We start from the raw sequence: 588 nt of genomic DNA on the forward strand, positions 1-588 counted from the left end.
CACCTCCTTTCTAAGGAGCAGACAACACTCCAATGCTGGTGCCGAATGCGCATCGGGTTGGTGTTTGTTCATGGGTGAAACACAAGAAATCCATCGCGATGCCGGCTTGCAATCAGAATGTTGCAGGTCGGTGGTGGTCGGCAGTCAGTGATGGCTGTTGTGGACGAAGCACACTATCGGGGTTCTGAGGGAACACAGTTTCTGTGTTGTCTTGGTGCTCACTGATTTCCGCTCGCGTGTCTGGTTTCGGCTGGTGTGGGTGTTGGGGTTGGTGGGTGTGTGTTGTTTGAGAAGTGCATAGTGGATGCGAGCATCTAGCTCAGTGGTGGCCTTTTTGGTTGCTGTTGAGTTGTGTGTTCTGCAATTTCGATTCTGGTTTGTGCGATTCGAGCTTTAGTGTTCGGGTTGTTCGAATATTTTATTGTTTTGTGGCGTCCGCATTCGTATCTCGGCCGGCCTTTTTGGGGTTGGTGGGGGTGTGTTTGTGGGTGTTGTTGTAAGTGTTTTAGGGCGTTCGGTGGATGCCTTGGTACCAGGAGCCGATGAAGGACGTGGTAGGCCGCGATAGTCCTCGGGGAGTTGTCAAAC

1 rRNA gene is annotated in these 588 nt (G+C 52.0%); it reads left to right on the forward strand.

Annotation, left to right across the window (positions count from 1 at the left end):
* Positions 1–494: 494 nt before the first annotated feature.
* Positions 495–588, forward strand: a 23S ribosomal RNA gene (locus AAFO60_RS20845); the annotation flags it as partial.

This window comes from Gordonia aichiensis (assembly GCF_039946255.1).
In the GTDB taxonomy this organism is placed as follows: domain Bacteria; phylum Actinomycetota; class Actinomycetes; order Mycobacteriales; family Mycobacteriaceae; genus Gordonia; species Gordonia aichiensis_A.